Annotated in this window: 1 protein-coding gene; it reads right to left on the reverse strand. The window is 71.1% G+C overall.

Translation table 11 applies throughout. From position 1 onward, the window contains the following. On the reverse strand, positions 1-270 hold a 270-nt coding region (locus tag WDW90_RS39530; protein ID WP_336493046.1), incomplete at both ends, for an aldehyde dehydrogenase family protein.

The raw sequence follows: 270 nt of genomic DNA on the forward strand, positions 1-270 counted from the left end.
GTCCGGTGTTCTGGACGGCACCCCACAGGACGTGCGCGGCGGCTTCGTCGAGGTCGGCGTCCTCGGCGACGATGACGCCGTCCTTGCCTCCGAGTTCCAGGAGAACGGGGGTCAGGGTCTGCGCGCACTGGGCGGCCACCGTCTTGCCGGTGGCGACGCTGCCGGTGAAGGCGAGTTTGTCCAGACCGGCCTCGATGAGGGCGCCGCCGGTGGCCCCGTATCCGTTCAGGTTCTGCAGGACGGCAGGCAGGTCCGGAACGGCCCGCTGCC

This window comes from Methylobacterium nigriterrae (assembly GCF_037106235.1).
Classification (GTDB): Bacteria; Pseudomonadota; Alphaproteobacteria; order Rhizobiales; family Beijerinckiaceae; genus Methylobacterium; species Methylobacterium nigriterrae.